The organism is Azospira sp. (assembly GCF_030247495.1).
Classification (GTDB): domain Bacteria; phylum Pseudomonadota; class Gammaproteobacteria; order Burkholderiales; family Rhodocyclaceae; genus Azospira; species Azospira oryzae.
In genome coordinates this window covers 87,383-112,634 of sequence record NZ_JAOTRW010000010.1, presented here as the reverse complement: position 1 = coordinate 112,634, position 25,252 = coordinate 87,383, and the positions used below count along the sequence as shown (strand labels likewise).

The following is a 25,252-nucleotide window of genomic DNA, read 5'->3' as shown; positions in this document are numbered from 1 at the left end:
TTTGACTTTCCGGTAGAAGATTTTGCCATGATTTTCGTCATCTCCCCGGCCAAGAGCCTGGATTTCGACACTCCGCCGGTGACGGCGGAATATACCCAGCCCGACTTCCTGGAGCGTTCCGCCGTCCTCGTGCAGCGCCTGCGGGAACTGTCGCCGGCGGACCTGTCCCGGCTGATGGACATCTCCGATGCCCTGGCCGTGCTCAACGTCACCCGCTACGCCGAATGGGCGCCGCCCTTCACCCCGGCCAACGCCAAGCAGGCCCTGCTGGCCTTCAATGGCGACGTCTATGAGGGCCTGGATGCCGCCTCCCTGCCGCCTGCCGGCCTGGCCTGGTGTCAGCAGCATCTGCGCATCCTCTCCGGCCTCTACGGCCTGCTGCGGCCCCTGGACCTGATCCAGCCCTACCGCCTGGAAATGGGCACCAAGCTGAGCAACGCCGCGGGCAAGGACCTCTATGCCTTCTGGGGCGAGGACATCACCCAGGCCCTCAATGCCGCCATGCCCCAGTCGGGGCCGGCAGTGCTGGTGAACCTGGCTTCCGAGGAATACTTCAAGGCGGTCAGGCCCAAGGCCCTCAAGGCCCGCATCGTCAATTGCGTCTTCGAGGACTGGAAGGGCGGCCGCTACAAGATCATCAGCTTCTACGCCAAGCGGGCGCGGGGCCTCATGGTGCGCTATGCCGCCAGCCACGGCCTGACCCAGCCGGAAGGGCTGCAGGGTTTCAATGTGGACGGCTACGCCTTCGTTCCCGAGATTTCCGACGCGGATACCTATATTTTCCGGCGCCGGGTGGAGGCTTAAGGCATGCGTTTCGAACATCTGGTGGAAGTGAACGATCCGGACAATCCCCTGGCCTTCACCCTGGAACGGGAGCACCTGTGGGCCGGCCTCATGGCCCGGGTGGAGGATTCGGTGCCCTTCCTGCCCGGCATGGTGGAATGCCGCATCCTCTCCCGGGAAGCGGGGGCGGTGGAGCGCCTGCTGGTCTTCGGTGCCGCCGAGGTGCGGGACCGGGCCAGCTATGTGGAGGCCGAGTGGGTCTGCTTCGAGACCCGGCGCACGGCCCAGCATGCTGGCGGCAGCCTCACCATCCGCATCGAGGAGCCGGAGGCGGGGCGCCTCTTCCTGCGCTTCACCTACGAGACTTCCTTCGCCGAGCCGGGGGACGATCCGGAGGCCGTCGCCTACGTGGATTACATCCGGGCGGCCTACCATGCGGCAGACCTGGACACCCTGGCGGTGATCCGGGAACTGGCCATGGCCCGCGCCACCCACTAGACTGAAGGCATGAATTTCATCCATCCCGCAAGCCTATTTCGACGGAGGCGCGCCATGAACACACGCATCTGCACCGCCCTGGTCCTGGGGCTGCTGGCCACGGCCGCCCAGGCCCAGAACAGCACCCAGATCTACCAGATGCCCAAGGAGCAATCCATCGAACTGGGGGACGGCCAGACCCTCTACCCCTACAAGAAGGCGCCGCCGATGGGCACGGTGATCGAGCAGGGCAACGCTACGCCCGGCATTCCCACCACCGGGGTGCAGCCGTTGCCCACGATTCCCGGCGCCCGTACGGCGCCGCGCAGCCCCAGCTACCGCTACTACCAGCCCCACAAGGACGGCAAGGGCACTTCCGTCATCGGTCCCGACGGAGTCACCTACTGTCGCAGCCCCAACGGCAAGCTGGTGGTCTGCTACTGAGGCGGCAGCCTCCCGCGGCAACGAAATCGCACCAGGCCCGGGAAAGTTTCCCGGGCCTTTTTGTTCCGCCCTAGAGCGTCACTTCCCCATCCACGTAGAACCAGCGGCCGTCCCGGCGCTGGAAGCGGCTCGTTTCGCCCATGCGGAAGGCGCGGCCGTTGTCCTTGCCCCGGGCGGTGAAGCGGACCCGGCCCCAGCAGCCGTCCTGGTCCCCTTCCTGGCTGGCCTCATGCACCGTCAGCTCCAGCCACTTGGGCTGGGGCGGGGTGTGGGCGTCCAGGTCCGGCGGGCAGGTTTCCGCCGCCCAGGTGGCCACCAGGTAATCGCTCAGGCCCAGGGCGTAGGCGCTGTAGCGGGAGCGCATCAGGGCTTCCGGCGTCCCTGCCGGCTGGCCGCCGTGATAGACGCCGCAACAGCGGGCGTAGGGCTGGCCGGAGCCGCAGGGACAGGTGCGAACGGGAGCGGGCTTGGACATGGGGAGCAGGCGGGGAAAGGCGGAGTGGGCGGAATGAAAAAGCGGCAGGGCAAGTGCTGCCGCGTCAGGCGCAAGGTTGATGGTGCCAACTGCAAAAGGCAGAAACAACACTGCCGCCCATGGGCGGCAGCGCTGGCGGCGGCGCAAAGCCTTACATCATGCCGGCGACGGAGGCGTACATCTGGGTCGGCGACCGGCTGGGAGCGACGCTGCCGGACGGGCCTTGCTGCCCCAGGCTGACCTTGGTGGATTCTTCCACCGGCTCCCGGCGATCCTCGGCCTTGCTTTCCTGCTCCTTGCGCTCGACCTGGCGGGTCTCGGCCGTTTGCTGGGTCTGCTGCAACTGCTGGGTCTGGAGGGAGCTGCTTTGACTGCTGACTGCCTGAACCATGGGATGACTCCTGCGAGATAACACTTAAATCATAGGCCTATTTGCGACGGCGGCCAGGAGAATTTTCGCCGGCGGGCGGCAGGCCAGTCCCTAGGCGGCTTCCGGCGGGGCCGCCAGGCGCGCCAGGGCGGCCTGGGGGGTGAGTATCTGCAACTGGCCCAGGGCGCTGCGGCGGCGGGCCAGCTTGAGCACCAGCTTGTCCTTGGAGAGCAGCCAGTGGGCGCCGGCGGTAACCGCCAGTTCGATGAACTTCTGGTCGTCCCGGTCCCGGCACTTGGGCAGGGGCGGCGCTGTCACGTCGTCCGGCTGGCGCTGGGCCAGGGCGGCGTAGGCGGCGTAAATGGCGGCCTGCCGCGCCGGCTCCACCTTGAACTGGGGATAGGCCAGCACCCGGGCCAGTTCGTCCAGGGTGGCGCCGTTGGCCAGGGCCACGGCCCGGCCGGCGGCCAGTTCCCGGGCCAGGGGCTGCACCGAGGGTTCCTCGAACATGTAGAGGTCGAGGACCACGTTGGTGTCCAGCACCCAGCGTTGGGGCACGGACGGGGAATCGGTGGCGGGCATGGCGGCGGGGCAGGTCCAGAGCGGCGGAGGGCGACATTCTACCGGAGGGGCGCCGGCGACGGCCGTCCCAGCCTGCCTATTCGCCGGAGCGGGTGAGGCCGGGCACGGGCAGGGGCAGGTCCGGGAGATCGACTATCGGCGCGCCTTCCGGCTTGCCCTCCAAGCCGTCGAGCAGCGGCTGGCGGGCCTGGGCGGGACGGGCATTGCCCCATTCCACCAGCTCCAGGCTGCCGTCCAGGTGTTCGACGATGGCGGTGCAGGAATCCACCCAGTCGCCGCAGTTGATGTAGGTGACGCCGTCCATGGGGCGCAGGGCGGCCCAGTGGATGTGGCCGCAGATGACGCCGTCCAGGCCCCGCTCCCGCACCGCCCGGATCACCGAGTCCTCGAAGTCGAAGATGAAGTTGATGGCGGTCTTGACCTTGCGCTTGGCGTAACCGGCGAGGGACCAGTAGCCGCTCATGCCAAGCCGGCGCCGGACCCAGGAGAGGCTGGTGTTGATGCGCACCAGGGTGTTGTAGGCCATGTCGCCGAGGACGGCGACCCAGCGGTGGTAGCGGGTCACCTGGTCGAACTCGTCGCCGTGGATGAGCAGGAAGCGCTGGCCGGCGGCGGTGGTGTGGATGTGCTCATTGCGTACCTGGATGCCGCCGAAGTCGGTGCCGTCGTGTTCCCGCAGGGCCTCGTCGTGGTTGCCGGGGATCAGCACCACCTTGTCGCCGTGGCGGGCCCGGCGCAGTACCTTCTGCACCACCGTGTTCTGGGCCGTGGTCCAGTACACGCCGCGGCTCATGGACCAGAAGTCGATGATGTCGCCCACCATGTACAGGTATTCGGAGGGGTGTTCGCGCAGGAAATCGAGGAGGCGGTCCGCCTGGCACGCCCGGGTGCCCAGGTGGATGTCGGAGATGAAGATGGCTCGTACTTGCGGCATGGTTGGACGCAAGTGTGCCGGCCGAAAATGACGGTCTTGTGACGTTTCGGCGGCGTTTCAGTGAAGCCCGGGCAGTTGGGCGGCGACGGCTTCGGCGATGGCCAGGGAGGCGGTGAGGCCCGGGGATTCGATGCCGAACAGGTTGATCAGGCCGGCCAGCCCGTGCTGCTCCGGCCCCTGCAGGCAGAAGTCCGCCGCCGTCGCACCGGGGCCGCTGATTTTCGGGCGCACGCCGCTGTAGGCCGGCTGCAGGGCGTTGTCGGCCAGCTGCGGCCAGTAGCGCCGTACTTCGGCGTAGAAGGCATCGGCACGGCGGGGATCGACCCGGTAGTCCAGGGCTTGCGGGTCCCGGGTCGCCAGCCATTCCACATCCGGGCCGAAGCGGGCCTGGCCGCCCAGGTCCAGGGTCAGGTGCACGCCCAGGCCGCCGGGCTCGGGCAGGGGATAGACCAGGCGGGAAAAGGGGGCGCGGCCGGCCAGGGAGTAGTAGTTGCCCTTGGCGTAATGGGCCGGGGGGATGGCCGCCGGGGCCAGCCCTTCGATGCCGGCCGCCACCTGGGTGGCGTGCAGGCCGGCGGCGTTGATTAGGATGGCCGTGTCCAGTTCCAGGGGCGCTTCGCCGCCGATGCTGATCCGCCAGAGGCCGCCGTGGCGCCGGGCTCCCCGAAAGGGGCTGCGCAGGGCCAGGACGGCGCCGGCGCTTTCGGCTTCGCCCAGCAGGGCCAGCATGAAGCCGTGGCTGTCCACGATGCCGGTGGCGGGGGAGAGCAGGGCGGCGCTGCAGCGCAGGGCCGGTTCCAGGACCCGGGCCTGGGCGGCGTCGAGACGGCGCAGGTCCGTCACACCATTGGCCTCGCCCTGGCGCTGCAGGGCGTCGAGGCCGGCTTCCTGGGCCGCCGAGGTGGCGACGATGAGCTTGCCGCAGGCCCGGTGGGCCACCTGGTGGGTGCGGCAGAAAGCGTAGAGCAGTTCCCGCCCCCGCAGGCACAGGGCCGCCTTATGGGAGCCGCTCGGGTAGTAGAGGCCGGCGTGGATGACTTCGCTGTTGCGGGCGCTGGTCTCCTGGCCGAAAGCGGCGTTCTTTTCCACCATCACCGTGTCGATGCCGCGCCGCGCCAGTTCCCGGGCGCAGGCCAGGCCCACCACCCCGGCGCCGATCACCACTGCTCCCGTCCGTTCCGTCATCGCCCGCTTCCTGTCACTGGATCGGCGGATTCTAGCCGAGGGCTGGATTGCTGCGGTGCACTGCGGTAGAGTAGCGGCTCGCCATACGTCACAGTATGGAAATTACCCACAACGCATTCAGAGGGAAATACATGGAACTGAAGACTATCGGTATCGTCGGCGCCGGCACCATGGGCAACGGCATCGCCCAGGCATTCGCCGTCTCCGGCTTTGACGTCATCCTGACCGACATTTCCGAGGCCGCCGTGCAGAAGGGCGTGGCCACCATCTCCGGCAGCCTGGACCGCCTGATCAAGAAGGAAAAGATGACGGCCGAGCAGAAGGCCGCCGCCCTGGCCAAGATCCAGACCGCCATCGACGTGGCTGCCCTGAAGAGCGTGGACCTGATCATCGAGGCCGCCACCGAGAACTTCGAGCTGAAGACCAAGATCTTCAAGCAGCTGGATGAGCTGGCCAAGCCGGAAGCCATCATCGCTTCCAACACCTCCTCCATCTCCATCACCAAGCTGGCCGCCACCACCAAGCGTCCCGCCCAGGTCATCGGCATGCACTTCTTCAACCCGGTGCCCATGATGGCCCTGGTGGAAGTGATCCGCGGTCTGCAGACCTCCGATGCCACCTACGCCGCCGTGGAAACCCTGTCCAAGGCCGTCGGCAAGACTCCGGTGGAAGTGAAGAACAGCCCGGGCTTCGTGGTGAACCGCCTGCTCTGCCCCATGATCAACGAAGCCATCTTCGCCCTGGGCGAAGGCCTGGCCGATGCGGCCGCCATCGACGACGCCATGAAGCTGGGCTGCAACCACCCCATCGGCCCCCTGGCCCTGTGCGACATGATCGGCCTGGATGTGGAACTGGCCGTGATGCAGGTGCTGTTCGAAGGCACCAAGGACCCCAAGTACCGCCCCGCCCCCCTGCTGGTGGAAATGGTGGAAGCCGGTTACCTGGGCCGCAAGACCGGCAAGGGCTTCTACACCTACTGAGCCGCGGTCGCCATGGCCTGAGCGCAGCCGGGCTGCGGTCGTAAAAAAGGCGGCGGGGAGTTCGACTCCCCGCCGCCTTTTCTTTTGCCTGCCGCTTTTACTTGCCGACGCTGCCGGCCTGGAACACGGCAATGGCCTTGCCGTCGCCGTCCCGCAGCAGCAGGTGGCGGTCGCTGATCTGCCAGCTTTGCGCCCAGCCCAGGGCGTTGAGGAAGGCCTGCTCCTCGTCCATGTGGTGCATGCAGGCCATCAGGGTGCCGCCCATCTGGGAAAAGCCGATGCGCTGGCCCTTCAGTTCGTAGCTGCCGAGAATCCTGTTGCAGCCGCCGGCGCCGCTGACCCGGCCGTCGGCCTGGAGCAGCAGGTGGGGCGCCAGGTTGCCCCGGTGGCGGCTGAGGGGCTTGCCGTCCAGCTGAACCAGGCGCCAGGTGGTGCCGACCAGGGGCAGGGGCGCCGATGCTGCCGCCGGGCTGGCGGTGCCGCCGGCACCTGCCTTGGCCGTCGCCGGGGAGGCGGCCGGCCGGGCTGCTGCCACGGCGTCGCTGCCGGGGCAGCCGGCCTGGGGCCAGACGCCGTAGAAGCGGTCCACCACCACCTTGACCTGGCCGTCGCGACGGCTTGCCAGGTGGCCGGCGAAGCGCACCAGCTGGGCTTCTCCCACCTCCCGGCCGAGCTTGCCGGCCGCCGACTCCAGGACCCCGTAGGCCGCTTCGGCGGCGACGGGGAACTGGGGCGAGCCCGGAGCGCAGAGGCGGATGCTGCCTTCCTTGCCCTGGCGGCTGTAGAGGCCGGTGAGGGTGCCCGAGACCCGGGCCGGCAGGGCCTGGGGCAAGCGCACCAGTTCGTAGTTGTGACGGCTGGCGATGGAGCGGCTCTCGCCGTCAAGCAGACGCAGGCGTTCCGGGTTTTGCACGGAAAGGCGGGTGCTGTCGCTACCGGGGGCTTCCAGGGTCAGGACGTCGCCCTTGGCATCCAGGCTCCAGCGGCCGTTGCGGCGCACCGCGGCGGTGACGCCCTTGCCCCGGTAGGCCTGGCTCAGCTGGAAGCTGTGGTCCGCCTCCAGGTCCAGCTGCCAATCCACGCCGACACAATTGGCGCAGGGCATTTCCCCGATGTAGGTGGCGGGCAGGGCCGGCGGCGCCGCCTGGGCGGCGAGGCCCCAACCCAGGCCCAGCCCCAGGAGGACGAGGCGCAGAGGCTGAAAGGGGCGGCAGGAGGTCGGGACGGCAGGTTTTGACGGATGACCCATGGCTTTCCTTGTGCGGATGGCAGGACGGTTGTAAGGGATCAGATGGCCGGATCGGTGCCTTCCGGCGCCTGGGGCAGGATCAGGTTGAGCAGCACCGCCAGCACGCCGCACAGGCTGATGCCCTGCAGGCTGAAACTGCCGATGGTGACGCTCAGGCCGCCGATGCCGGTGACCAGGGTGACGGAGACGATGCACAGGTTGCGCGGATTCATCAGGTCGGTGCGGGCATCCATCAGGGTCTTCAGGCCGATGCCGGCGATGGAGCCGAACAGCAGCACCATGATGCCGCCCATGACCGGCATGGGAATGGTCTGCAGCAGGGCGCCGAACTTGCCGACGAAGGCCATGAGGATGGCAAAGCCGGCGGCCCAGGTCATGATCACCGGGTTGTAGTTGCGGGTCAGCATGACGGCGCCCGTGACCTCGCCGTAGGTGGTCACCGGAGGGCCGCCGAAGAGGCCCACCACATTGACCGCCAGGCCGTCCCCCAGCAGGGTGCGATGCAGGCCGGGGGATTGGGTGTAGTCCTTGCCCACCACCGAGCCCACCGCCAGGATGCCGCCGACGTGCTCGACGATGGGGGCGATGGCCACGGGAATCATGAAGAGGATGGCGGCCAGGTTGAACTCGGGGCTGCCGAACTGGGGCACGGCCAGCCAGGCGGCCTCATGTACCTTGGTGAAATCGACGATGCCGAAGAAGAAGGCGGCCACATAGCCCACGGCCACGCCCACCAGGATGGGCACCAGCTTGAGCAGGCCCCTGGCGCGGATGGCGGTGAGCATGGTGGCCACCAGGGCGATGGCGGCTACCGCCAGGGCCGTGTCGTAGGGCACCACCTGCTGCTCGCCGGCCTTGCCGGTAGCCATGTTCACCGCCACCTGGGCCAGGCCCAGGCCGATCACCATGACCACGGGACCGATCACCACCGGCGGCAGCAGGCGGTGGATGAGGCCGACGCCGCGCCACTTCACCAGGGCGGCGGCGACGTAGTAGAAGAAGGAGGCGGAGGCCAGGGCGCCCAGGGTGGCGGGCATGCCCCAGGTCTGCACCGAATAGATCACCGGGGCGATGAAGGCGAAGGAGGAACCCAGGTAGATGGGCACCTGGCGCTTGGTGCAGATCTGGAAGATGAGGGTGCCGACGCCGGCGCCGAGCAGGGCCAGGCTGGGGTTGAGGCCGGTGAGCAGGGGCACCAGCACGGTGGCGCCGAAGGCGACGAAGAGAATCTGGGCGCCGGAAAGGGCGGTACGCCAGGTCGGATCGGGTTTCTGGGTCATGGTCGCCGCCTTACTTGGTACCGAAAATCTTGTCGCCCGCATCTCCCAGGCCCGGGATGATGTAACCGTGCTCGTTGAGGTGGCTGTCGATGGCCGCCACATAGACGTCCACGTCGGGGTGGGCGGCCTGCAGCTTGGCGATGCCTTCCGGCGCCGCCACCAGGCAGATGGCGCGGACGTGGGCGCAGCCCTTGCGCTTCAACATGTCGATGGTGGCGATGAGGGAGCCGCCGGTGGCCAGCATGGGGTCGATGATGAGGGCCAGACGCTCGTCCAGGGAGCCGACGAAGCGCTCGAAATAAGGTTCCGGCATGAGGGTTTCCTCATTGCGGGCGATGCCCACCACGCTCACCTTGGCGCTGGGAATGAGGTCCAGGACCCCGTCCAGCATGCCCAGGCCGGCCCGCAGGATGGGCACCACGGTGACCTTCTTGCCCTTCAGGCGCTGCACTTCCACCGGTCCGGCCCAGCCGTCGATGGTGACGCTTTCCACTTCGAAGTCGCGACAGGTTTCGTAGGTGAGGAGGCGGGCCAGTTCGGCGGTGAGTTCGCGGAATTTCTTGGTGCTCATGTCGGCGGCGCGCATGAGACCGATTTTGTGCTGGACCAGGGGATGCTGGACTTCGATGACGGCCATGGTGATCTCGTAAAAACGGGGGCAAACCGCGCAAGGATAATCCATTGGCGTGTCCCTGGCGCGTGGCGCCGCGGAGATTCCGGACATTTCCTGCGCCGGGCGGCTGCGCCTTGGGTAGAATACGCCCTCTTTTTTCCGGTAAATCAGCGACATGGCAAGACTGGCGCTGGCCCCCATGCAGGGCCTGGCAGACGACGTGATGCGGGAGGCGCTGACGGCCATCGGCGGTTACGACTGGTGCGTCACCGAATTCATCCGCGTCACCGATGCCCTCCTGCCCGCCCGCGCCTTCCGCCGCATGGCGCCGGAACTGGACAACGCCGGCCGCACCGGCGCCGGCACGCCGGTGGCGATCCAGTTGCTCGGTTCCGATCCTGTCTGCCTGGCCGAGAACGCCGCCCGGGCGGCAGAGTTCGGCCCCCTGGCGGTGGACCTCAACTTCGGCTGTCCGGCACCCATGGTCAATCGCCACGGCGGCGGCGCCATCCTGCTCAACGATCCGGAACTGCTGCATACCATCGTCGCCACGGTGCGCCGGGCCATGCCGCCGGAAGTGCCGCTGACGGCGAAGATGCGTCTGGGGGTGAAGGATACGGCCCGCACCCTGGACTGCGCCCGGGCCCTGGCCACGGGCGGCGCCGCCGAACTGGTGGTGCATGCCCGGACCAAGGAGGAGGGCTATACGCCGCCGGCCCATTGGCACTGGATCGCCCGCATCGCCGAAGCGGTGGCGGTGCCGGTGGTGGCCAACGGCGAGGTGTGGAACGTGGCCGACTGGAAGGGAATCCGGGAGGTTTCGGGCTGTGCCGATGTCATGCTCGGCCGCGGCGCGGTGGCCGATCCGCTGCTGGCGCGGCGCATCAAGGGGGAGGCGATTGCCGGGGCCGAGGCCTGGGCGGTGGTGGAGCCGGCCCTGGCCGACTTCTGGCGGCGGGTCACCGCCAAACTGGAACCCCGGCATTGCCCGGGGCGTATCAAGCTGTGGCTGGGATTGCTGCGGCGGACCTGGCCCGAGGCCGAAGCCTTGTATCAGCGCATCCGCCCCGCCCGGGACTGCGCCGCGGTGGAGGCCGGCCTGGCTGCCGCCGGCATCCTGCCCGCGCCGGTGGCCTGAGGCCGAGGTCCGGCGTCGGCCATGGGCGCTCAGCCCGTGGAGCGCACCTTGGTGACGCGGCGGGGAGCCGCTTCGTCCTGCTCGACCTGGACCTCGGCCACCTTGTTGCACACCAGGTGGCCGGTGAGGGTGGCGCCTTCGCTGATGGTCAGCTCGCCGTAGCGCACGTGGCCGCCCTTGACCTTGGCGGAGGGGCCGAGGAAGAGGGTTTCCCGGGCCTCGATATTGCCGCTGACGGTGCCATAGACCACCACGTGGTCGGCCAGCAGGTGGCCTTTGACGAAGGCCTGCTGGTTAACCACGATGACCGGGGTCTCGCCTTCCTTGCCGCGCAGGTCGCCGCGCACGTTGCCGTCCACCCACAGGCCGCCGCAGAAATCGACTTCGCCGTGGACCGTGGTACCGGTGGGGATGACGCCCTTCATGGCGACGTCGGGCAGACCGTTGGCGCCGAAGCGCAGGGGTTTGGAATTTTTCATGATGTACGTCCCATCCTTGTCTGTTGGCTCAAGCGAACCCCGCTGGGTTCGAGAAGATCTACCGTGACGTTGCGCGGCGTGAAGCCGTCCGGTAGGGGGATGACACCTGCAGTTCTGAGGAAACGGCTGACTTCCACTTTCAACTTCGGGTCCGGGGCATCGCCGGCGGCGGGATAGCGCCAGGTCGCCGGTTTGCCCTCTTGTTCTCCGGCCACTGCGAATTGCAGGGTGCCGTTGAATTTGCGGCCGCTATTGGCCAGGGTCAGGCGGTAACGCAGCTGGCCCGGCAGTGCCGGGTCCTGGGCCACGCTAAAGGCCTTCAGTTCCAGTCCGTCCTGCTCGGCCGGGGAGGCATCCGGCGCTGCCGGGGGCAGGGGTGCGGGAGCTGCCGCCACGGCGGGCTCCGGCGGTGCCGGCACGGCCATGGCCACCGGGACCGGCTCCGCTGCCGGAGGCAGGGGGAAATGCTGACCGGCGCGGAAGGCCAGGGCCAAGGCCAGCAGTACGCCGCCGGCCATGGCCAGCTTCTGCAGCACGCGGTGCCACAGGGGTTTGGGGACTTCGATCCGGACGGTGGGGGTCGGCAGCATCGGTCGCGAACGGTCGTAAAAGTTTTATCAGTCAGTTAACCGCGGCCCGGATGGCTTGGCGGTTCAGCAGGGTGCGGCTTCCTGGCTGGGCACGAATTTCGGCTTGGCTGAGAAGACTTTGGGGGGCGGATTGTTTCCCAATTGACCCCATGCTTCAAGCTGTTTCTCAAGATATCGGCAGCATAGCCATGAAATTAAATGTTTTTTTCAAAAAAAACTACCTAGGGTGATTCCTAGGGGGAGAGGACGGTCGCTGCCGGCGGTGTTTTTTGCCCCAATGCTCCTGCTTTCAAGCGGCCCGGGCTTGGGTATGATGGGCGCCCGCAAGCCCTTGCGGCGCGTTCCCCGGGCCCGGTTGCGGTCCTTCTGATCCGAGTCATGTCATGGTCTGTCAGTCCTGCGGCGCCTGCTGCGCCGCCTACCGCGTCGATTTCCATCCGGCCGAGCTGGAGGGCGGGAATTTCGCCTGGGAGGGCGGCATTCCCCTGGCCCTGACGGTGCCCGTGACGCCCCATCTGGTGCGCATGACCGGCACCGATGCCAGCCCGCCCCGCTGCGTCGCCCTGAGCGGCGAGGTGGGGGTGGCCGTCTCCTGCAGCCGTTACGCCCAGCGGCCCTCGCCCTGCCGCGAATTCAATCCCCTGGCAGAACTGGGTATCACCGACGAGGCCTGCGCCCGGGCCCGGCAGAAGCACGGTTTGCCGCCCCTGGCGGACCCTGCCTGAGACCTTTGCCGCGGCGCTGGCGGGCCGCTCCCGATTGCCCCCCCGCCGGCCCCGGTGCTAATGTTGGCGCCATTGATAAAGGCAAACCCGTACGAAAGGCGGGGGCGCAAAGTCACCGGTCTACCGGGCGTCGGCAAGGGCGCTCCATGACGGCGGGACTGCCATAAGCAACGTGCCATCCCGGGCCGGTTGCGAGGAGACTTCGGCGCAAGCCACGTGTATTCCCTCTAACCATTGAGTTTGGGAGGTTGGTCATGTTTGCTGAAGTTCCGGAGCTTTCCCCGGGGGCGTCCGCTCCCCTTGCCATGGCAGCCAGCATCGAGCTGGAGACCGTCAACGGCATCCTCAGTACCGTCACCATTCCGCCGTGCCCCAGCGTGGTCCTCTCCCTGATGGAAGAGGCGCGCCAGGACGACGTGGATTTCCAGCGCATCAACCGTCTCATCAGCGGCGACGTCAGCCTGGCGGCGTCCATGATGAAGACCGCCAATTCCCCCTTCTTCGCCCTGCGCTCCAAGGTGCAGTCGGTGCAGCAGGCGGTGGCCGTGCTGGGCCTGAAGAACATCCTCAAGGTGGTGACCGGCCTGGAGCTGCAGCGCAGTCTGGGTAAGGGCGGCGGGGTCAGCATGGAGCGCTTCTGGGAACGCTCCAACCTGCACGCCGCCATCTGCGGCTGCCTGGCCCGGCGCCTGCCCGGCACCTCGGTGGAGGATGCCTACACCTTCGGCCTTTTCCACGACTGCGGCATTCCCATCCTCATGCAGCGTTTCCCCGACTACAAGGAAACCCTCATGGCCGCCAACCATTCCAGCCTGCCGGTGCCCGAGGTGGAGTTCGAGCGCCATGCCACCAGCCACGTCATGGTGGGCGCCATGCTGGCCCACAATTGGCAGCTGCCGGAGAAGATCGTCCGCGCCATCCGCGGCCACCACGATCTGACCCTGCTGGAGGACGAGCGGGAGCCGGCCGAGGTGCGCACCCTGATCGCCCTGTCCCTGCTGGCCGAGCACCTGGCCGCCCGCTACCTGGGCGTGGCGGAGGAGTCCGAGTGGCAGCTGTGGGGCGAGCAGGCTTTTGCCTACCTGGGTTTCGACGACGGCGAACTGGAAGAGCTGTACCCGGAACTGCTGGAGGAACTGGGCGACGTCATCGCCGCCCGGGGCTAGGTTTTCAGTCCAGGGTGCGGCGGAAGGTGCGCAGGCCGATACCCAGCACCACGGCGATGAAGGCCAGGATCGGCCAGACGCTGCTCCACACCATGTCGATGCCGTTGCCCTTGAGCAGGATGCCCCGCACCAGCACCAGGAAATGGGTGAGGGGCAGGACATTGCCCACCACCTGGGCCCACTCCGGCATGCCGCGGAAGGGGAACATGAAGCCCGAGAGCAGCATGGAGGGCAGGAAGAAAAAGAAAGTCATCTGCATGGCCTGCAGCTGGTTGCGGGCGATGGAACTGAAGGTGATGCCCAGGGTCAGGTTGGCGCAGATGAAGAGCAGCACCACGGCGTAGAGCAGCAGCAGGTTGCCGTGCATGGGCACGTCGAAAATGAAGCGGGCGGCGAGCAGGATCAGGGTCACCTGGATCAGGCCGATGAGGATGTAGGGCACGATCTTGCCGGTCATCACCTCCACCGGGGTGGCCGGCGTCGCCAGCAGGTTCTCGAAGGTGCCCCGTTCCCGTTCCCGGGTCATGGCCAGGCCGGTCATCAGCACCATGGTCATGGTCAGGATCACCCCCAGGAGGCCCGGCACCACGTTGTAGGAGGTGAGCCCTTCCGGGTTGTAGCGGCGGTGCACCCGCAGGTCCAGGGGCGGCGTCGCGGTCTTTTCCAGCCCCGGCAGGTCGGGGGCGAAAACTTCCAGTCCCAGTTTGTTGAGTACCGAAATGGCGCCGCCGGCGGCCATGGGGTCGGTGGCGTCCGCCTCCACCAGCAGGGTCGGCGCCTTGCCCCGCACCAGGTCCCGGTGGAAGCCGGGTGGGAAGGTGACGACGAACTGCACCTGGCTGCGGTCCAGCAGGGCGTTGGCCTCTTTTTCGTCCACGCTGCCGACGATCTTGAAATAGTCGCTGTTCTGCATCGCCGCCACATAGGAGCGGGCGAAAGGGCCCGGGTCGGCCATGACGATGGCGGTGGGCAGGTGCTTGGGGTCGGAGTTGATGGCGAAGCCGAACAGCAGCAGCTGGATGATGGGAATGCCGACGATCATGCCGAAGGTGAGCCGGTCCCGCTTCAGCTGGATGAACTCCTTGAGCAGGATGCCGAACCAGCGGGAGAGGGAAAACGAGTGGGAGAGTTGATTCATGGCATCACCCCTGGAACGGATCCGGACTGCCCTGCATGAGGTGGATGAAGGCATCCTCCAGAGAGGCAGGAACGACGGCCATCTCCAGGGGCTTGCCCTGGAGGAAGGCTTCCAGACTGGCTTGCAGCCTGGCCTCGTCGCGGCCGCTGACGTGGAGCACGTTGCCGAAACTGGCCACCAGATCCACCCCGGGCAGGCCGCGCAGTGCCTCCCCCAGGCCGTGCAGGCTGGCGCCGCTGATTTCCCGGGTGTGCAGGCCCTGGGCTGCCACCACCTGCTCCGCCGTGCCCGAGGCCAGCAGGGTGCCGTAGGCGATGTAGGCGAGACGGTGGCAGCGCTCGGCCTCGTCCATGTAATGGGTGGATACGAGCACCGTGATGCCGGCGGCGGAGAGGCGGTGGATTTCCTCCCAGAAGTCGCGCCGGGCCTTGGGGTCCACCCCGGCGGTGGGCTCGTCCAGGAGCAAGAGCCGGGGCCGGTGCAGCAGGCAGGAGGCCAGGGCCAGACGCTGCTTCCAGCCACCGGAAAGGGTGCCGGCCAGCTGGCTGCGACGGCCGCCCAGGCCCAGTTCCTCCAGGGCCCGGTCCACCGCCTCCCGGCGCCGCTCCATGCCGAACATGCGGGCGACGAAATCCAGGTTCTCGCCGATGGTGAGGTCGTCCCACAGGGAGAACCTCTGGGTCATGTAGCCCACCTGGCGCTTGATGGCGGCGCTCTCCCGTAACACGTCCAGACCCAGGCAGGTGCCCTGGCCGCTGTCCGGCGTCAGCAGGCCGCACAGCATGCGGATGGAGGTGGTCTTGCCGCTGCCGTTGGGGCCGAGGAAGCCGAAGATTTCCCCCTGCCGCACCTGCAGCGCCAGGTCCTTCACCACGTGCTTGTCGCCGAAGTGCTTGTTGATGCCGGTGACGTCGATGACCAGCGGGGGGGCGTTCATCCCGGCTTCCATCTCAGCGCTCCAGCAGGCGCACATCCACCGGCAGGCCGGGACGCAGGCTGGCGGCCTGCTCCGGGGCCGGCGCCGCCTCGATGCGGAACACCAGCTTTTCCCGGCTGCCCCGGCTGTAGATCACCGGCGGCGTGTATTCGGCCTGGGGCGCGATGAAGTCGATGCTGGCGCGGATGGGCTGGGTGCAGCCGTCGCAGGCCGCTTCCACCGCCTGTCCCGGCTTGAGCCCGGCCAGGGCCGTTTCCGGCACGTAGAAGCGCAGCTTGCGGCGGTTATCCGGCAGCAGGCTGGCCACGGCGGCGCCGGCGGGCACCCATTCGCCGGGACGGTAGTAGGTCTCCGTCACCTCGCCGGCGGCAGGCGCGCTGACGGCCTTCCGCTCCACCACCCAGCGCTTCTGGGCCGCCAGGGCGGCGGCGGCCTGCAGGTCGGCCTCGGCGCCTTTGACCTCGGCCTGGCGGCCCAGGGTGCTGCGGTAGGTGGCCAGCTGCTGGCGGGCCGCCTCCTCCTGGGCCACGGCCTGGTCGAAGGCGCTCTGGGCTTCGTCCAGCTTGGCCTGGGCGACGAAGTTCTGCCGCGCCAGGGCCTGCTGCTGGTCGAGGCGGGTGCGGGCCAGGCGGCGGCCCGCTTCGGCCGCCCGCAGATTGGCTTCCAGCCCGGCGATCTCCGGCGCCCGGCGCGGTTCCTTGAGGTTTTCCGCCTTTTCCCGGGCGGCGGCGATGCGGGCCTCGGCCTCGGCCAGGGCCTGGGCATCCGGGTCCGCCGCCACGGCAAAAAGGGCCTGGCCCTGGCTCACCCGGCTGCCCCGGGGCGTCTCCAGGGACTTCAGGTAGCCGGCCTGGGGTGCCGCCAGGTAGAGGTATTCGCCTTCCACGTAACCCGGGTAGGCGGGGGCGGCATCGCGGCCGCAGGCAGCCAGCAGGGGCAGGGCGGCGGCGAGCAGCAGGGGCAGGGTGGCGCTTTTCATGGTGCGGGACTCCCCGGGGCGGTGGGATGGGGCAGGAGGGCCAGAAGCTGGCGCAGGCCCACGGCCAGCTCCGCTTCGGATTGGGGGCTCTGGCGGCCCAGGTTCATCACCGCCAGGCCGACGATGGCGGCGTGGAAGACCAGCACCTGGGGCGCCTCCGGCGCGTAGCCCAGGTGGCTCAGCAATTGGGCGATGGATTGGCGCACGTGCTCCACCAGGCGGCTCACCGCTTCCCGCAGGGACGGTTCCTGATCGGCGGCGGCCACCAGGCCCAGCAGCATGCGCACCCGAGGCAGGAAGCGCATGGCGGTGGACAGGGCCTGGGCCGGGTCGGCCTCCGGGCTGCCCAGCTGGCGTGTCAGGGCGTCATTCACCGACTGTTCGGCGATGGCCAGCAGCAGTTCGTTGCGGGTGGGGAAGTAATAGGTGAGATGGCTCTGGCTGACCCCGGCCGCCTTGGCGATGCGGGGCTGGGTGAGGGCCGCCAGGCCCTGTTCGTGGAGCAGGGTGACGCCGGCGGCGAGGAGCCGTTGCTTGACGCTCATGGTCGGTGGATGCCGTGGGTGAATACTGTTTGGTAACTCTACCAAAATTTGGTGGGCTTACCAAAAATATTTCGCCCGGGCCGGTGGTGGCTGCCGGTTGAGTCTGGGACAATGCGGCCCTTGGCTTTAGCGGCCGTTATTTTCTGAAGGATTTTTCATGGCCATCGTTTTTCCCGTGCGCGGCGAATACATCCAGCTTGATCAACTGCTCAAGGCGGCCAGCCTGGTGTCTTCCGGCGGCGAGGCCCACATCATGGTGGACGAGGGCCAGGTGAAGGTGGACGGCAAGGTGGAAACGCGCAAGCGGGCCAAGCTGCGCCCCGGGCAGAAGGTGCAGTTCGGCGGCGAGACCATCCAGCTGGTGGCCGAGGAGGCCTAAGCGACCCTAGAGCGATTCAATTACCCGTTCCTTTAATGCATAGCTATGAAAAGCTAACGTTACGAACGACAGACCTGTATGGCACCAGCGAGAGTTATCCGATTCTCCATGCCGCCAACCCGGGTGTTCTTGCTATCGCCTCATTCAGCAGCCGTTGAAATTCAAGGATGTCATTACCTCGAAAGTCGATTACGGCGACATTTCCATCTACGTTACGCACATTGAGTCGTAACACGCTTTCATCACGAATGGTCTGCACGGAGAAAGAGAACTCTTTGAAATGCCATTTGTTATTTACAACCAGCATTCCTGGTTGCGGCAAAATATTTTCTGGAAGCTGCCCGAACAAGAAGTCTGGGAGACTAGCATGTATAGACAAGTGTTCATTGATAGCCATGGTTGTCAGTTCGACAACCTCGCTTAACTCAAGACCTGGCAGAGCTAGATCGGGCGGAGAAAATAACTGGATCCTCGTCCCTGCTCCTTTAGTTGGAACATCAAGGGCCCAATACATAAAGATGAGTTGCAGATGGGGAAACTTGAAGCAACGCACCTCTCTCGGAAACGACTGTGGGAAAACCACCGAAACTTCTGGGTTGGCGACAAAAAGACAATACCCTAGCGATTGAATTGACCAGTCGAATACCTGCCCAGGCCATAAATCGATAAAAAACGTTTTCCCATATTTTGGCTTCTTAGGATCAATAGTTAGTCTCGGACTTCCAACGTTTTCACCAACGTCTAGCAGTATCGGAAAAAGCCTCAACCCATGTTTTACATCTAGAGCACTTTGAACCTCTCGGGATTCTTCTTTCCCATCTCTCAGTGTTTTGTAATTGACACTGATTGAGCCGATTTTTGATTTCAAATTGGGATGAATCGTGATGGCCATTCCCCTGATTTTTTGGAGATCGGGAGTCTGGGATGTTTTTAGATCACCATTCAAATCGAGGGCCTCAGAAGACAATCGCGAAGAAACGATTACGTCGCCACTACTGCGGCTCTCAATCTTTAGAAAATTTTGGACCCCGTTAGCCGTATTCACGACAAAACGATATTCCATCTATCTTCCCCTCTACATGAAACCATTAGATTAAACGATGCCTTTGGTATTTGACTATGCAGTTGACCTGCAGAATCCAAATAGAAATCAATGAGCAGGCGATAGTCTGATCGGCTAGTTGCGTGAGAGGAAGGAACTAAAGAGCTATATAGAAAAGACCGGAGGTTAGGCTCAGTTAGGGCCGATCCTTTTGGTTTGGTACTGCTTTGGTTGCTAGTGACTTCGTAGGCCAAGTCCCGCGTGGCGAAGAAGCACTGAAGCAAGACAAAGGGCCGGCAACTTGCGTTGCCGGCCCTTTGTCTTGCGGCCTGCCGGATTGGCAGTTGACCAATCGACCGAGGCTAGAGGTCGGGGGCGCTGATGCCCAGGGCTTCTTCGGCCCAGGCCAGGGCCAGCTGGCTGGTGTTGCCGAGGCTCGCCGGATCGATGCCCAGTTCGCCGGCGATGTCCGCCGCCTGGGCGCTGCGGCCGTGCTCCACGGCCAGGGCCAGCTGCAGGAAGCGGGCGTAGGGCCCCTCGCTGCGCAACAGGACGTCCGTCACCTCGTCCGCCAGATTGATCAGCTGCAGCACCTTGGTCAGGGGCATGGCCAGCAGCACGTCGAAGAGGGAGAGCAGGCCCACCAGGAACAGCTCGTCGCAATCCTTCTTGGCCAGCACGCCGTCGGCCACGGTTTCGAGGAAGCGGGCCCGGGTCATGGCCACTTCCAGCAGGGCCTCGTCCCGGTCCCGGGGCGTGCCGACGCGGAACATGGCGACGGTGAGCCAGCGGTACAGGCGCTGCCGGCCCAGGACCATGATGGCCTGTTCCAGGCTGGCCACCGGCGCCGACAGGCCGGCTGCCGGGGAGTTGGCCAGGGCCAGCACCTTGAGGGCGATGCCCGGGTCCTTCTTGGCCACGGCGCCCAGGTCCGCCAGGTCGGCCTCGGCCCGGATCAGGTTGAGCATTTCCATGAGCACGACCCGGGAGTTGTCCAGCTTGCCTTCGGGTTCCTCGCAATCGGCCAGCACGGTGAACGGGCCGAGGCAGTAGTCGAAGCCCCAGGCCGCGCACATGCGGCGTTCCGGCCAACCGGGCACGCCGTCGGCGGCCAGCTCCAGCTGGGGTGCGGCTGCCTTCAGGCCCCGGGCCAGGCGCTGGAAATCGGTGAGGTCGTAGTCGTCCAGGCGGAGCAGGGCCAGGTCCGCCAGGGCCAGCAGGGGCGCGTGTTCCGGCAGCAGGGTGAGGCCGCGCAGGGCGAGGCGGCAGCCATCCGCCCTGGCCTGCTGCAACAGGGGCAGCCAGGCCTCCACGTCGGAACCTTCCACATCCAGCAGCAAGGTGCTGCGGGCGGCCCGCAGGGGCAGATGGCCGCCAGCGGCCAGGGCGGCGCGGGAGATCGGCACCAGGGCCAGGCGGCGGGTGGCGAAGGCGGGCAGGTCGATCCCTGCCAGGGCGGCGAGGAAAGCGCTTTCCGCCGGCGCGTCGGCCTGGGGTGACGTTTGTCCGGCGGCGCTGCCGGCGGTGGAAAAGCGGTAGCCGCAGAGACGGTTGCGGCTGTCGATGATTTCTTCACGCCGCAACATGGCTTCGGCGGCGGCGCGTTGCCGTTGCTGGGCCGCCACGGCCGGATCGACGACGGGCGTCGTCACCAGGGCGGAAAGGGGCAGGGGCTGGAGCGGGGTGTCGTCCTGGCCGGTGAGACGGCCGATGAGTTTGCCAAAAACCATGGGTCGGGGATTTTATTGTGGGTTGTTGTAACCCGTTATTTTACGTCCCTCGCCGGGGTGGAAAGCTGTCAAAAGTTGGCAGTCGGGGAGGTAAATCTTATCCCCGATTCACCGGAGCAAGTCTGTGGATAGGCCGGGGATAAGCGCGCCAGCCCCCTGATTCATCGCTGTTTTTGCTCTTCGCCTAAAAAAAAGGCAATCGGGGCAAAACCGGGGGATTGGCCGCAGATCGAGCATTGGCGCGGGGTTCCGCCGGTGGATAAAACGCCTTTATCCACCTTTTAGGGGAACAAGCCTGTGGAAAAGCAGTGGGCAAATCACCTAAGTGCGTCACCCGCCAGGGTTTTTGGCCTCCGCCTAAAAAATAGGCGGAGACCTTGTTATCCGGCTTGCCGCCTAGCTCAGCAACTGGCGCAGCACGTAGGGCAGGATGCCGCCGTGGCGGAAGTATTCCACCTCGATGGGGGTATCGATGCGACACAGCAGGGGCACTTGCTCCACCCGTCCGTCGCTGCGGGTGATGCGCAGCATCAGGTCCTGCTGGGCTTGCAGGGGACCGTCGGCGCCGGGCAGGTCGAAGTGCTCGCTGCCGTCCAGGCCCAGGCTGGCGGCGCTGGTGCCGGCCTTGAACTGCAGGGGCAGCACCCCCATGCCCACCAGGTTGGCCCGGTGGATGCGCTCGAAGCTGCGGGCCACCACGGCCCGCACGCCGAGGAGCCGGGTGCCCTTGGCGGCCCAGTCCCGGGAGGAACCGGTGCCGTATTCCTCGCCGGCGAAGACCAGGGTGGGGATGCCCCGCTGCTGGTAGGCGCTGGCGGCCTCGAACACCGTCACCTGCTGCCCGTCGAGCAGGGTGTAGCCGCCTTCCACCGGGCTGCCGTCTGCCTTGGGCGGCAGCATCAGGTTCTTCACCCGCACGTTGGCGAAGGTGCCGCGCACCATGACCTCGTGGTGGCCGCGGCGGGAGCCGTAGGAATTGAAGTCCAGGGACTTCACGCCCTGGGCGGTGAGCCACTGGCCCGCCGGGGTGGCCGCCTTGAAGGAACCGGCGGGGGAAATGTGGTCGGTGGTGACCGAGTCTCCCAGCACCAGCAGGGCCCGGGCGCCGTTGATGGGCGCCAGGGGCGGCGGCTCGACAGTGAAGCCGTCGAAGAAGGGCGGCCGGGCGATATAGGTGGAGGGCGGCCAGTCGTAGATTTGTCCCTCCGGCGCCGGCACCGCGTTCCACAGGTCATGGTCCCGGGTGAAGTCGGCGTAGAGGCGGCGGTAGGTGGCCGGGTCCTGGGCGAAGGGCAGCACGGTGGCGATTTCCTCCGAACTGGGCCAGATCTCCCGCAGGTACACCGGTTGGCCGTCGCGGCCCGTGCCCAGGGGCGTGGTGGTGAGATCCACATTGACCCGGCCGGCGATGGCGAAGGCCACCACCAGGGGCGGCGAGGCCAGGTAGTTGGCGCGGATGGCGGGATGGATGCGGGCCTCGAAATTGCGGTTGCCGGAGAGCACGGCGGCCACCACCAGGTCCCGCTCGGCGATGGCCTGGTTGAATTCGGGCGCCAGGTCCCCCGCATTGCCGATGCAGGTGGTGCAGCCGTAGCCGGCCAGGGCGAAGCCCAGTCGGGCCAGGGGCGCCAGCAGGCCGGCCTTTTCCAGATAGTCGGTGACCACCCGGGAACCGGGGGCGAGGGAGGTCTTGATGTGGGGCTGCACCGAGAGACCTTTGTCCACCGCCTTTTTCGCCAGCAGGCCGGCGGCGATCAGCACCGCCGGATTGGAGGTGTTGGTGCAGGAAGTGATGGCGGCGATGAGCACGTCGCCGTGGCCCAGGTCCACGCCCGCCCGGGCCGTGGGCTGGCGCTGCGGCAGTTGTTCGGCCGGCTTGCCGAAGCCGTTGGCGCTGGTGGGCTGGCTGAACAGGGTGTCGAAACTGCGGCCCATGTCGGACAGATCGATGCGGTCCTGGGGCCGCTTGGGGCCGGCCAGGGAGGGCACGATGGTGGCCAGGTCCAGGCTCAGCTGGGTGCTGTAGTCGATGTCGCCTGCCCGGGGGGCGCCGAACAGGCCCTGGGCGCGGAAGTAGGCCTCGAAGGCTTCCACCTCGGCCTCGTTGCGGCCGGTCTGGCGCAGGTAGTCCACGGTTTTTTCGTCCACCGGGAAAAAGCCCAGGGTGGCGCCGTACTCGGGCGCCATGTTGGCGATGGTGGCCCGGTCGGTGAGGGACAGGCTGGTGCTGCCGGGGCCGAAGAATTCGACGAACTTGCCCACCACCTTTTCCCGGCGCAGCAGTTCGGTGACGGTGAGCACCAGGTCGGTGGCGGTAACACCTTCGTTGAGGCGGCCGCGCAGTTCCACGCCGACCACGTCGGGAGTGAGGAAATACACCGGCTGGCCGAGCATGGCCGCCTCCGCTTCGATACCGCCGACACCCCAGCCGACGACGCCGACGCCGTTGATCATGGTGGTGTGGGAGTCGGTGCCCACCAGGGTGTCCGGGAACAGCAGTTCGCCCTGGCGGCGCACGCCGCGGAACAGGTATTCCAGGTTCACCTGGTGCACGATGCCGATGCCCGGCGGCACCACCTTGAAGGTGTCGAAGGCCTGCATGCCCCATTTCATGAACTGGTAGCGCTCGGCGTTGCGCTGGAACTCCAGCTCCATGTTGCGGCGCAGGGCCGTGGGGGTGCCGTACTCGTCCACCTGTACCGAGTGGTCCACCACCAGGTCCACCGGCACCAGGGGCTCGATGCGCTTGGGGTCCGTGCCCTGGGCCGCCGCCGCGTCGCGCATGGCGGCCAGGTCGCAGAGCAGGGGCACGCCGGTGAAGTCCTGCAGCACCACCCGGGCGACGACGAAGGGAATTTCCTCGGTGCGTTCCGCCCGGGGCTGCCAGTTGGCCAGCTGGAGCACGTGCCGGGGCGTCACCCGGCGGCCGTCGCAGTGGCGCAGCAGGGCTTCGAGGACGATGCGCAGGGAGACCGGCAGGCGGGAGACGGGGCCGATGCCGGCGGCCTCCAGGGCGGGCAGGGAGTGGAAGAGGCCGATGGGCCCCCGGGCGGTGGCCAGGGGCTGCAGGGTGGAAAAGGAATCGGTGGTCATGACGGCTCCGGAAAAGGGGAGGGACATGGGTACTGAGTCCGCCGCCGGCCGAATGTTCCTGAAATGTGGCTGCGCATGTTACGGCCCCCCGCGCGGGCGTGTCTGTCAGCCGTTGCCGTGCCTTAGGGCCGGCGCCGGAGCAAAACGCCGGGCAACAAAAAGGGCGGCCCGCGGGCCGCCCTGGGGTGTGGGGCGTTCGTCCTCAGCCGGCGTTGGCGCGGCCGATGGCGGCGGCGAGGCGCTCGGTCTGCACCATGGCGCTGATGCCGATCAGCAGGTGGGCGGCCTGGACCAGCCAATGGTAGTCGCCGGGCAGCAGGGCGGTCTGGAACACGCCCAGGGCCAGCACCACGACGCCCCAGGTGGCGCCGAGGATGGCCAGGGCCGGGGCGGCCTTGAGACCGAGCAGGGACAGCAGCCATAGGGACAGCACCAGCAGGGCGCCGGTGCCCATGTGGGCGTGGAGCAGGGCGCCGCCCTGGCCGAGCCAGAGCAGGATGCCGAGAATGAGGGCGGCGGTGCCGGCCAGGCGGGCCGTGACGATGGCGATGCGGGTAAGGGTTTGCTGCATGTTGCGTTCTCCTTTGATGATTATGGTTTGTTGTCGCGCCGTCCCCGGCCGGGGACGGAGACGCGGCCTTTTCGCCTTTGCCGGCGTTACGGGCCGTGCTGATTCTATGCTGCAATGCCGGAAATGCCGAAGCCCTTTCACACTGCGCCCGGCACCTCGGCTGCAAGCCGCGCCCCTGGCCGATCCTGGCGATGGCATGCTGAAGATAAAGGACTGGTGCCGCTTTCAGGGTAGGTGCCATGAAAAACGGGAATGGATCGCTCCATTCCCGTTGTCGTGGGGGCGGGCCGGAAGTTAGGGACGGGCCGGCAGGGGCGCAAACTCCACCGGCACCCAGGCGTAGCTGCCCTTGCCTTCGGCGCGGACGTGGCCGAGGCCGGGGAAGGGCAGGTGCATGCCGCCCACCAGGACCTTGCTGGCGGCGGCTTCCTTCATGATGGCCTTGCGCGTGGCGATGGCCTGCTTCTGGTCCACGTCGAACTCGATGGAGACGCCGGGTTTGGCGAACTGCACGGCGTGGGCATGGACCAGATCGCCCCAGATGAGCAGCTTCTGGCCTTTGGACTCCACGGCGAAGGCAGTGTGGCCGGGGGTGTGGCCGTTGGCCTTGACCGCCCGGATGCCCGGCACCAACTCGCTGCCGGCGGTGAAGGTGGCCCATTGGCCCTTGGCCAGGTAGGGCGCGGCGCTGTCCCGGGACAGCTTGAAGAAGGGCTGCATGCCTTCCGGCGCGGCGGCGGCCACCTTTTCCGAGAGCCAGAAATCATTGTCTTCCTGGGCCGCCAGGATGCGGGCCTTGGGGAAGATGGGTTGGCCGCCGGCGTCGTTGAGGCCGCCCATGTGGTCGGCGTGGAGGTGGGTCAGCACCACTGTGTCCACCTGCTCCAGGCTGTAGCCGGCCGCCTTCAGGTTGGCGGCGATGTTGCCGAGGGAGGGGCCGAACAGCTTGGCGGCGCCCGTATCCACCAGCACCAGGTTCTTGCCGGTGTTGATCAGGTAGGCGTTCACCGCCGTCTGCATCTTCGGGTTGCCGACAAACATGCGGGCCAGCAGGGAGTTCAGGTCCTGGGGCCGGGCGTTCTTCAGCAGCTTGGTCTCCAGCTCGATGGCGCCGTCGTAGAGGGCGGTCACCTCGAAGTCGCCCAGCTGGGTGCGGTAGTAGCCGGGCACCTGGGTCTGCACCTGGGGCGCTTCGGCCCGGGCCAGGGGCGCGAGGAAAAGGAGGGCGGTGGAAAGGGCGAGCAGTGAGCGGCGCAGTTGCATGGGGAAATCTCCTGTTATGGGTTTGGGATGATGGGAGAAGGAGGGGAGTGTAGCCTATGACGCGGGGCTCGCCGCAAGGACTGTTTCCCCGCCTTTTTGTCCCTT

27 protein-coding genes and 1 riboswitch are annotated in these 25,252 nt (G+C 66.9%); of the genes, 8 read left to right on the top strand and 19 right to left on the bottom strand.

Going from position 1 to position 25,252, the window contains the following annotated elements; all coding sequences use genetic code 11:
* The first annotated feature begins 27 nt into the window (after positions 1-27).
* From yaaA to OEL49_RS15385, 3 genes are read left to right on the top strand one after another with little or no spacing between them, the layout of a single operon-like run.
* A complete protein-coding gene (yaaA, locus tag OEL49_RS15395) occupies positions 28-804 on the top strand; it encodes a peroxide stress protein YaaA (protein WP_287875505.1) in 777 nt (258 codons plus the stop codon).
* A 3-nt stretch (positions 805-807) separates the two neighbouring features.
* Positions 808-1,281 carry an AtaL-like protein gene (locus tag OEL49_RS15390; RefSeq protein WP_014237378.1) on the top strand — a complete coding sequence of 158 codons (474 nt, stop codon included), beginning with the start codon at positions 808-810 and terminating at the stop codon, positions 1,279-1,281.
* 54 nt (positions 1,282-1,335) lie between these two features.
* Complete coding sequence (locus OEL49_RS15385; protein ID WP_287875503.1) at positions 1,336-1,704, top strand: hypothetical protein; 369 nt, start codon at positions 1,336-1,338, stop codon at positions 1,702-1,704.
* 70 nt (positions 1,705-1,774) lie between these two features.
* Here OEL49_RS15385 and OEL49_RS15380 read toward each other — a convergent pair whose 3' ends face one another.
* From OEL49_RS15380 to OEL49_RS15360, 5 genes are all read right to left on the bottom strand, one after another.
* Positions 1,775-2,179, bottom strand: a complete 405-nt coding sequence (locus OEL49_RS15380) for a YchJ family protein (RefSeq protein WP_014237380.1) — start codon at positions 2,177-2,179, stop codon at positions 1,775-1,777.
* 151 nt (positions 2,180-2,330) lie between these two features.
* Positions 2,331-2,570, bottom strand: coding sequence for a hypothetical protein (locus tag OEL49_RS15375; protein WP_014237381.1), 240 nt, complete (start codon positions 2,568-2,570; stop codon positions 2,331-2,333).
* A gap of 90 nt (positions 2,571-2,660) precedes the next feature.
* On the bottom strand, positions 2,661-3,131 hold the full coding sequence (locus OEL49_RS15370) for a putative toxin-antitoxin system toxin component, PIN family (RefSeq protein ID WP_014237382.1): 471 nt from the start codon (positions 3,129-3,131) through the stop codon (positions 2,661-2,663).
* Between the two features lie 76 nt (positions 3,132-3,207).
* The gene (locus tag OEL49_RS15365; RefSeq protein WP_014237383.1) at positions 3,208-4,065 is read right to left on the bottom strand and encodes a UDP-2,3-diacylglucosamine diphosphatase; all 858 of its coding nucleotides are present in this window, start codon (positions 4,063-4,065) and stop codon (positions 3,208-3,210) included.
* A 57-nt stretch (positions 4,066-4,122) separates the two neighbouring features.
* Positions 4,123-5,250 (bottom strand): NAD(P)/FAD-dependent oxidoreductase, encoded by a 1,128-nt coding sequence (locus OEL49_RS15360; protein ID WP_287875500.1) that lies wholly within the window; start codon positions 5,248-5,250, stop codon positions 4,123-4,125.
* A gap of 131 nt (positions 5,251-5,381) precedes the next feature.
* Here OEL49_RS15360 and OEL49_RS15355 point away from each other — a divergent pair, with 131 nt between their 5' ends.
* Positions 5,382-6,230, top strand: a complete 849-nt coding sequence (locus tag OEL49_RS15355; RefSeq protein WP_014237385.1) for a 3-hydroxybutyryl-CoA dehydrogenase — start codon at positions 5,382-5,384, stop codon at positions 6,228-6,230.
* A 97-nt stretch (positions 6,231-6,327) separates the two neighbouring features.
* Here OEL49_RS15355 and OEL49_RS15350 read toward each other — a convergent pair whose 3' ends face one another.
* The 3 genes from OEL49_RS15350 to upp are packed head-to-tail and all read right to left on the bottom strand — an operon-like array spanning position 6,328 to position 9,396.
* The gene (locus OEL49_RS15350) at positions 6,328-7,479 is read right to left on the bottom strand and encodes an META domain-containing protein (protein ID WP_014237386.1); all 1,152 of its coding nucleotides are present in this window, start codon (positions 7,477-7,479) and stop codon (positions 6,328-6,330) included.
* A 38-nt stretch (positions 7,480-7,517) separates the two neighbouring features.
* Positions 7,518-8,759: a uracil-xanthine permease family protein gene (locus tag OEL49_RS15345; protein WP_014237387.1), complete on the bottom strand. Its 1,242-nt coding sequence runs from the start codon at positions 8,757-8,759 to the stop codon at positions 7,518-7,520.
* Between the two features lie 10 nt (positions 8,760-8,769).
* Entirely contained in the window at positions 8,770-9,396 is a 627-nt protein-coding gene (gene upp / locus OEL49_RS15340) for a uracil phosphoribosyltransferase (RefSeq protein WP_014237388.1), read from the bottom strand.
* 151 nt (positions 9,397-9,547) lie between these two features.
* Here upp and OEL49_RS15335 point away from each other — a divergent pair, with 151 nt between their 5' ends.
* On the top strand, positions 9,548-10,510 hold the full coding sequence (locus OEL49_RS15335) for a tRNA dihydrouridine synthase (protein ID WP_014237389.1): 963 nt from the start codon (positions 9,548-9,550) through the stop codon (positions 10,508-10,510).
* A 29-nt stretch (positions 10,511-10,539) separates the two neighbouring features.
* Here the strand turns inward: OEL49_RS15335 and OEL49_RS15330 are convergent, their stop codons facing one another.
* Entirely contained in the window at positions 10,540-10,989 is a 450-nt protein-coding gene (locus tag OEL49_RS15330; RefSeq protein WP_014237390.1) for a bactofilin family protein, read from the bottom strand.
* On the bottom strand, positions 10,986-11,579 hold the full coding sequence (locus OEL49_RS15325) for a DUF6776 family protein (RefSeq protein ID WP_014237391.1): 594 nt from the start codon (positions 11,577-11,579) through the stop codon (positions 10,986-10,988). The genes OEL49_RS15330 and OEL49_RS15325 overlap by 4 nt, the downstream gene beginning before the upstream one ends.
* A 383-nt stretch (positions 11,580-11,962) precedes the next feature.
* Here OEL49_RS15325 and OEL49_RS15320 point away from each other — a divergent pair, with 383 nt between their 5' ends.
* Both OEL49_RS15320 and OEL49_RS15315 read left to right on the top strand, forming a co-directional pair.
* Entirely contained in the window at positions 11,963-12,304 is a 342-nt protein-coding gene (locus OEL49_RS15320; protein ID WP_014237392.1) for a YkgJ family cysteine cluster protein, read from the top strand.
* 70 nt (positions 12,305-12,374) lie between these two features.
* Positions 12,375-12,470: riboswitch (cyclic di-GMP riboswitch) on the top strand.
* Positions 12,471-12,558: 88 nt separating this feature from the next.
* Positions 12,559-13,470: an HDOD domain-containing protein gene (locus OEL49_RS15315; protein WP_014237393.1), complete on the top strand. Its 912-nt coding sequence runs from the start codon at positions 12,559-12,561 to the stop codon at positions 13,468-13,470.
* 4 nt (positions 13,471-13,474) lie between these two features.
* Here OEL49_RS15315 and OEL49_RS15310 read toward each other — a convergent pair whose 3' ends face one another.
* From OEL49_RS15310 to OEL49_RS15295, 4 genes are read right to left on the bottom strand one after another with little or no spacing between them, the layout of a single operon-like run.
* On the bottom strand, positions 13,475-14,608 hold the full coding sequence (locus OEL49_RS15310; RefSeq protein ID WP_014237394.1) for an ABC transporter permease: 1,134 nt from the start codon (positions 14,606-14,608) through the stop codon (positions 13,475-13,477).
* 4 nt (positions 14,609-14,612) lie between these two features.
* Positions 14,613-15,545, bottom strand: coding sequence for an ABC transporter ATP-binding protein (locus OEL49_RS15305; RefSeq protein WP_043799240.1), 933 nt, complete (start codon positions 15,543-15,545; stop codon positions 14,613-14,615).
* Positions 15,546-15,558: 13 nt separating this feature from the next.
* Positions 15,559-16,524 (bottom strand): HlyD family secretion protein, encoded by a 966-nt coding sequence (locus OEL49_RS15300; RefSeq protein ID WP_014237396.1) that lies wholly within the window; start codon positions 16,522-16,524, stop codon positions 15,559-15,561.
* Entirely contained in the window at positions 16,521-17,069 is a 549-nt protein-coding gene (locus OEL49_RS15295) for a TetR/AcrR family transcriptional regulator (RefSeq protein WP_014237397.1), read from the bottom strand. The genes OEL49_RS15300 and OEL49_RS15295 overlap by 4 nt, the downstream gene beginning before the upstream one ends.
* A gap of 157 nt (positions 17,070-17,226) precedes the next feature.
* On the opposite strand from OEL49_RS15295, the gene OEL49_RS15290 reads away from it, so the two are divergent.
* Positions 17,227-17,448: an RNA-binding S4 domain-containing protein gene (locus OEL49_RS15290; RefSeq protein ID WP_014237398.1), complete on the top strand. Its 222-nt coding sequence runs from the start codon at positions 17,227-17,229 to the stop codon at positions 17,446-17,448.
* Positions 17,449-17,542: 94 nt separating this feature from the next.
* On the opposite strand, the gene OEL49_RS15285 is transcribed toward OEL49_RS15290, so the two are convergent.
* The 5 genes from OEL49_RS15285 to OEL49_RS15265 all read right to left on the bottom strand — a co-directional run bounded on the left by OEL49_RS15285 (position 17,543) and on the right by OEL49_RS15265 (position 25,147).
* The gene (locus tag OEL49_RS15285; protein ID WP_287875494.1) at positions 17,543-18,511 is read right to left on the bottom strand and encodes a hypothetical protein; all 969 of its coding nucleotides are present in this window, start codon (positions 18,509-18,511) and stop codon (positions 17,543-17,545) included.
* Positions 18,512-18,852: 341 nt separating this feature from the next.
* A complete protein-coding gene (locus tag OEL49_RS15280) occupies positions 18,853-20,220 on the bottom strand; it encodes an EAL and HDOD domain-containing protein (protein ID WP_014237400.1) in 1,368 nt (455 codons plus the stop codon).
* Between the two features lie 396 nt (positions 20,221-20,616).
* The gene (gene acnA / locus OEL49_RS15275) at positions 20,617-23,313 is read right to left on the bottom strand and encodes an aconitate hydratase AcnA (protein ID WP_287875492.1); all 2,697 of its coding nucleotides are present in this window, start codon (positions 23,311-23,313) and stop codon (positions 20,617-20,619) included.
* 202 nt (positions 23,314-23,515) lie between these two features.
* Complete coding sequence (locus OEL49_RS15270) at positions 23,516-23,884, bottom strand: hypothetical protein (RefSeq protein WP_014237402.1); 369 nt, start codon at positions 23,882-23,884, stop codon at positions 23,516-23,518.
* Between the two features lie 294 nt (positions 23,885-24,178).
* Positions 24,179-25,147, bottom strand: coding sequence for an MBL fold metallo-hydrolase (locus tag OEL49_RS15265; protein WP_287875490.1), 969 nt, complete (start codon positions 25,145-25,147; stop codon positions 24,179-24,181).
* Positions 25,148-25,252: the final 105 nt, after the last annotated feature.

Excerpts from the sequence above, each read along its gene's own strand:
- OEL49_RS15360 (WP_287875500.1), bottom strand. The coding sequence starts at position 5,250 with ATGACGGAACGGACGGGAGCAGTGGTGATCGGCGCCGGGGTGGTGGGC.
- OEL49_RS15375 (WP_014237381.1), bottom strand. The coding sequence starts at position 2,570 with ATGGTTCAGGCAGTCAGCAGTCAAAGCAGCTCCCTCCAGACCCAGCAG.
- OEL49_RS15325 (WP_014237391.1), bottom strand. The coding sequence starts at position 11,579 with ATGCTGCCGACCCCCACCGTCCGGATCGAAGTCCCCAAACCCCTGTGG.
- OEL49_RS15265 (WP_287875490.1), bottom strand. The coding sequence starts at position 25,147 with ATGCAACTGCGCCGCTCACTGCTCGCCCTTTCCACCGCCCTCCTTTTC.
- OEL49_RS15385 (WP_287875503.1), top strand. The coding sequence starts at position 1,336 with ATGAACACACGCATCTGCACCGCCCTGGTCCTGGGGCTGCTGGCCACG.
- OEL49_RS15310 (WP_014237394.1), bottom strand. The coding sequence starts at position 14,608 with ATGAATCAACTCTCCCACTCGTTTTCCCTCTCCCGCTGGTTCGGCATC.
- OEL49_RS15280 (WP_014237400.1), bottom strand. The coding sequence starts at position 20,220 with ATGGTTTTTGGCAAACTCATCGGCCGTCTCACCGGCCAGGACGACACC.
- OEL49_RS15370 (WP_014237382.1), bottom strand. The coding sequence starts at position 3,131 with ATGCCCGCCACCGATTCCCCGTCCGTGCCCCAACGCTGGGTGCTGGAC.
- OEL49_RS15365 (WP_014237383.1), bottom strand. The coding sequence starts at position 4,065 with ATGCCGCAAGTACGAGCCATCTTCATCTCCGACATCCACCTGGGCACC.
- OEL49_RS15345 (WP_014237387.1), bottom strand. The coding sequence starts at position 8,759 with ATGACCCAGAAACCCGATCCGACCTGGCGTACCGCCCTTTCCGGCGCC.
- OEL49_RS15320 (WP_014237392.1), top strand. The coding sequence starts at position 11,963 with ATGGTCTGTCAGTCCTGCGGCGCCTGCTGCGCCGCCTACCGCGTCGAT.
- yaaA (WP_287875505.1), top strand. The coding sequence starts at position 28 with ATGATTTTCGTCATCTCCCCGGCCAAGAGCCTGGATTTCGACACTCCG.
- OEL49_RS15335 (WP_014237389.1), top strand. The coding sequence starts at position 9,548 with ATGGCAAGACTGGCGCTGGCCCCCATGCAGGGCCTGGCAGACGACGTG.
- OEL49_RS15290 (WP_014237398.1), top strand. The coding sequence starts at position 17,227 with ATGGCCATCGTTTTTCCCGTGCGCGGCGAATACATCCAGCTTGATCAA.
- OEL49_RS15380 (WP_014237380.1), bottom strand. The coding sequence starts at position 2,179 with ATGTCCAAGCCCGCTCCCGTTCGCACCTGTCCCTGCGGCTCCGGCCAG.
- OEL49_RS15270 (WP_014237402.1), bottom strand. The coding sequence starts at position 23,884 with ATGCAGCAAACCCTTACCCGCATCGCCATCGTCACGGCCCGCCTGGCC.
- OEL49_RS15315 (WP_014237393.1), top strand. The coding sequence starts at position 12,559 with ATGTTTGCTGAAGTTCCGGAGCTTTCCCCGGGGGCGTCCGCTCCCCTT.
- OEL49_RS15300 (WP_014237396.1), bottom strand. The coding sequence starts at position 16,524 with ATGAAAAGCGCCACCCTGCCCCTGCTGCTCGCCGCCGCCCTGCCCCTG.
- upp (WP_014237388.1), bottom strand. The coding sequence starts at position 9,396 with ATGGCCGTCATCGAAGTCCAGCATCCCCTGGTCCAGCACAAAATCGGT.
- acnA (WP_287875492.1), bottom strand. The coding sequence starts at position 23,313 with ATGACCACCGATTCCTTTTCCACCCTGCAGCCCCTGGCCACCGCCCGG.
- OEL49_RS15305 (WP_043799240.1), bottom strand. The coding sequence starts at position 15,545 with ATGAACGCCCCCCCGCTGGTCATCGACGTCACCGGCATCAACAAGCAC.
- OEL49_RS15355 (WP_014237385.1), top strand. The coding sequence starts at position 5,382 with ATGGAACTGAAGACTATCGGTATCGTCGGCGCCGGCACCATGGGCAAC.
- OEL49_RS15330 (WP_014237390.1), bottom strand. The coding sequence starts at position 10,989 with ATGAAAAATTCCAAACCCCTGCGCTTCGGCGCCAACGGTCTGCCCGAC.
- OEL49_RS15295 (WP_014237397.1), bottom strand. The coding sequence starts at position 17,069 with ATGAGCGTCAAGCAACGGCTCCTCGCCGCCGGCGTCACCCTGCTCCAC.
- OEL49_RS15285 (WP_287875494.1), bottom strand. The coding sequence starts at position 18,511 with ATGGAATATCGTTTTGTCGTGAATACGGCTAACGGGGTCCAAAATTTT.
- OEL49_RS15390 (WP_014237378.1), top strand. The coding sequence starts at position 808 with ATGCGTTTCGAACATCTGGTGGAAGTGAACGATCCGGACAATCCCCTG.
- OEL49_RS15350 (WP_014237386.1), bottom strand. The coding sequence starts at position 7,479 with ATGGGTCATCCGTCAAAACCTGCCGTCCCGACCTCCTGCCGCCCCTTT.